Here is a 3,788-nt window from a genome sequence, read left to right on the forward strand (position 1 = left end):
ATTACACCCTGGCGGTGGTTACCATTCCGACCCCACACGCCTCCGCCCACCGGCCCGACCGACGCGGCCTCCCGATATTGTGTCAATTATGTCTCCGAGCGCAGCACCTCCGTTACCAAGGTCCACCCACGGGTTCCCGATAGATTGATGACGGCATACGTTACCATTGAAAAAGTACAATGGTCTTTACACGACAAATGCGAGCTCGTGAAAATTACGTCGAATAGAATGTTAAATCTTTCCGTGAGTTGAAGATCATTGGTAAACCCTAGATAGTTGTTTTCGCTGCTCTAGTACGCCCAGCCACTAGCAACGAATAATCAATGCTGCTGTATCACTGCCCCGCGCCGCCAATGCGCACCGTGCGCCCGTAAAAACCGTTCTTTGTCCGCTCGGGGCTGGTGCTTAAAGTGCCACTCCGCGGATAGAGCGTCATGTTGGCTAGCAAATCCCTCGCTGTACACGAGTTCAACGGGTAAACGCCGCTTGGTGTACTTTGCACCTTTGCCCGCGTTGTGGGTCGCCACCCGGGCAGCCACGTCCGTCGAGTAACCACCATAAAAAGTGTTATCTGCACACTGCACCACGTAAAAAAAGTATTTGGCTGGTTCCTCAGTCATTGAAAATCGCCGCCATTTCGGGAGTGTATTGACCGTCTTCACCGTAGACCACGAACGGTGGCATAATCCGTACACCATCCGGGCGACCGGTGCGAATTGCTTCAATCAACACCATATTGGCTTCCTTACCGGCTTTGGGGTGCACAAAGCGAATCCGCTTCGGCGCGAGGTCCGCGTCCGCTAACGTCGATAGCAATTCCACCAGGCGGTCGGGCCGGTGGACAAAGAAGGCCTTACCACCAGTTTTCAACAAACCGGCCGTAATGCGAGCAACAGTCGCAAAATCAGTGGTCAGTTCGTGACGTGCCAACGCCAGCGCCGTATTGGGGTTCTGAACACTCCCGGGCTGAACCTTGAAGTACGGCGGATTACACATCACCACGTCGACTGAGTCCTTTGCCACGTGGTCCCAAGTCTTTGCCAGGTCCCCTTCAACTACACGGACGCGGTCGTCAAAGTGGTTGAGCGCCACGCTGCGCCGGGCCATGGCCGCCAACTGCGGTTGCAACTCCACCATCGTCACGTGTACCCCAGGGACCCGTCCCGCGACAAACAATCCCACTGCGCCATTACCCGCCGCGAGGTCCACCACTTGATCCTGGCGCCGCACGCGTGCAAAATCGGCCAACAACACTGCGTCTAACGAGAATGCAAAGACGTCAGGACTCTGAATAATCTTGGTCCCATCCCGGCGTAACTCATCAATCCGTTCATTTGCTGCTAAATCCATCGTTTACTCCTGTCACCCATGCCTACAGACTCAATCATCAATGATATAATAATTCTTAACAAGGCCTTTGCGCCTGAATTGACGTAGAAATGAGGCGTTTCCCGTGTTTTATTCCATCGCCCGCGGCATCGTCCGCGCACTGATATGGCTCCTTAATGGTAATACCCATTATGAAAATAAAGACGCGTTACCCGATGGGGCGTACGTGTTAGTTGGCCCACACCGCACTTGGTGGGACCCCATCCTCTTTGCCCTCGCCGGCGCACCGCGTAAGTTTATGTTTATGGCTAAGGAAGAATTATTTCATAATCCGATTTTACGCTGGATTCTAGTCCATGCCAATGGGTTCCCTGTGAATCGCGCCCATCCTGGCCCGAGCGCCATCAAGACACCCGTGAAGAAACTCCGCCAGGGCAATTTGTCCCTAATTATGTTCCCGAGCGGTTCACGATACTCCAACGAGCTGAAGGGTGGTGCGGTCCTCATTGCAAAGATGGCCCGGGTGCCGTTAGTGCCGGCCGTTTACCAAGGACCCGTTCGCTTTAGGGACTTATTGCTGCGTAAACGAATTACCATCCGCTTTGGCGCCCCCATTGAGATTCCGGCCGGCAAATTGACCGACGAAACCCAGAAAGCACTAGGCGAGCAGATGCAGGACGCTTTTGACCAACTCGACGTCGAAATTAATCCTAACTTCAAGTACGTTGCGAACGATAAAAAGTACGAAGAAGAAAAAGAACACGGTCAGGTTTAAAATACCAATATTGGGAGTCACCATCGCTAGCTTTGTTGATGGTGACTTTTTTGGCTTTTCTTATATGGCGGTACGTTTATCCCACATTGAACGGTCAGCTTTCCTACCCCGTGCTATAATTAAACGCGATTGTCGTCGCTTAATTACGACACCACGATACTTATTCATTAGCTTGGAGGCCCACAATGTCTTTCTGGTCCAAAATTTTTCGCAAGCAGGACGTACAAACGGCCGTGCTGGCGGATCACCAACTTGCTCTCACCATGACCACCCGTGACCTCATCGCGCTGGGAATTGGCGCGGTCATCGGTACGGGTATTTTCATCCTGCCCGGCACCGTGGCCGCCACTACGGCCGGTCCGGGGATCGCCATTTCCTTCATCTTGGCGGCGGTGGTTTGTAGCTTGGCCGCGATGTGTTACGCCGAGTTCTCGTCCGCCCTACCCGTTGCGGGTTCGGCGTACGCGTACGGCAACATCGTTTTTGGCCAAATCATTGGCTGGATCATTGGTTGGGCACTGATCCTGGAATACATGTTAGCCGTAGCGTCGGTCTCCACCGGCTTTGCGGGCTACTTCAGCAGCCTCCTATCAGGCTTTGGTGTGCACCTGCCGCGCGCAATCAGCGGCTCCTTTGATCCCGGCCACGGCACCTACATCAACCTGGTTGCCGTACTGGTCGTGCTGCTGGTCGGCGCGATGCTCAGTCGCGGAATGCGCACATCCATGGTGGTCTCGCGGACCATGGTACTCATCAAAATAGCCATCATTATTCTGTTTGTCGGTGTGGGTGTTTTCTTCATTAAACCCATTAACTGGCACCCGTACATGCCATTTGGGTTCAAAGGGATCCTGGGTGGGGCATCAACCGTCTTCTTTGCTTACCTCGGTTTTGACGCCGTATCAGCCAGTGCGCCGGAGGTTAAAAAGCCGCAGCGAACACTACCACGCGGAATCATTGGCACGCTCATTATTGCCACCATCCTCTACGTCGCCGTAGCGGTTGTCCTCACCGGGATGGTGAAGTACACCCGCCTGGACGTGGCCAACCCCGTTTCCTTTGCCCTACAGGTGGTTCACCAACCACAACTCGCGGGTATCATTGCGATTGGGGCCATGGCCGGGATGTTTACCATGATGCTCACGATGGTCTACAGCTCCAGCCGCCTGGTCTACGCTATCGGGCGTGACGGGCTGTTGCCAAAGTGGTTCGGTCACGTGCGGCACCAGTTGCCAAATAATTCTCTCTGGGTGGTCACCATCATTGTCGCCGTCATGGGCGGCTTGATTCCCCTCAATCAGCTAGTTAACCTGGTTAACATTGGTACGCTCATTGCCTTTGCCTTTGTCTCCATCGGCATTATTCCGCTTCGTCGGCATGAAGACATTAACAATTCAGGTTTCCGGGTTCCCGGCTACCCCGTGGTCCCGATCCTGTCGTTCATCTTCTGCCTCGTGTTTATGAGTCAGTTGAGCAAAGAAACGTGGTTAATGAGCGGCGTGTGGTTTGCTGTTGGGCTCATCATCTACTTCACTTACGGTTATCGTCACGGCCATTCAACGGCCAAGCAGCCAAAGCAATCTTAGGAGAGAGCGCAGCAGGCCGTTTAGAAAGCAGAGAGCGCAGCCCCGCGGTTAGAAACCAGAGTATAAGTAAGACCGGGCGAGAATCCCGCACTTGGATT

The 3,788-nt window shown here is 53.8% G+C and carries 4 protein-coding genes; 2 read left to right on the forward strand and 2 right to left on the reverse strand.

What is annotated here, in order from left to right; translation table 11 throughout:
- Positions 1-320: 320 nt before the first annotated feature.
- A complete protein-coding gene (locus LPA02S_RS11055) occupies positions 321-620 on the reverse strand; it encodes a GIY-YIG nuclease family protein (RefSeq protein ID WP_056956413.1) in 300 nt (99 codons plus the stop codon).
- Positions 613-1,350 (reverse strand): tRNA1(Val) (adenine(37)-N6)-methyltransferase, encoded by a 738-nt coding sequence (locus LPA02S_RS11060; RefSeq protein ID WP_054649788.1) that lies wholly within the window; start codon positions 1,348-1,350, stop codon positions 613-615. Before LPA02S_RS11060 ends, LPA02S_RS11055 begins: the two co-directional genes overlap by 8 nt.
- A gap of 103 nt (positions 1,351-1,453) precedes the next feature.
- Between LPA02S_RS11060 and LPA02S_RS11065 the strand changes: the two genes are divergently transcribed.
- Together LPA02S_RS11065 and LPA02S_RS11070 are read left to right on the forward strand one after the other, a co-directional pair.
- Positions 1,454-2,104 carry a lysophospholipid acyltransferase family protein gene (locus LPA02S_RS11065; RefSeq protein WP_054649786.1) on the forward strand — a complete coding sequence of 217 codons (651 nt, stop codon included), beginning with the start codon at positions 1,454-1,456 and terminating at the stop codon, positions 2,102-2,104.
- Positions 2,105-2,289: 185 nt separating this feature from the next.
- Positions 2,290-3,690, forward strand: coding sequence for an APC family permease (locus tag LPA02S_RS11070; protein WP_056956414.1), 1,401 nt, complete (start codon positions 2,290-2,292; stop codon positions 3,688-3,690).
- The last annotated feature ends 98 nt before the right edge of the window (positions 3,691-3,788 follow it).

This window comes from Lacticaseibacillus pantheris DSM 15945 = JCM 12539 = NBRC 106106, assembly GCF_001591865.1.
In the GTDB taxonomy this organism is placed as follows: domain Bacteria; phylum Bacillota; class Bacilli; order Lactobacillales; family Lactobacillaceae; genus Lacticaseibacillus; species Lacticaseibacillus pantheris.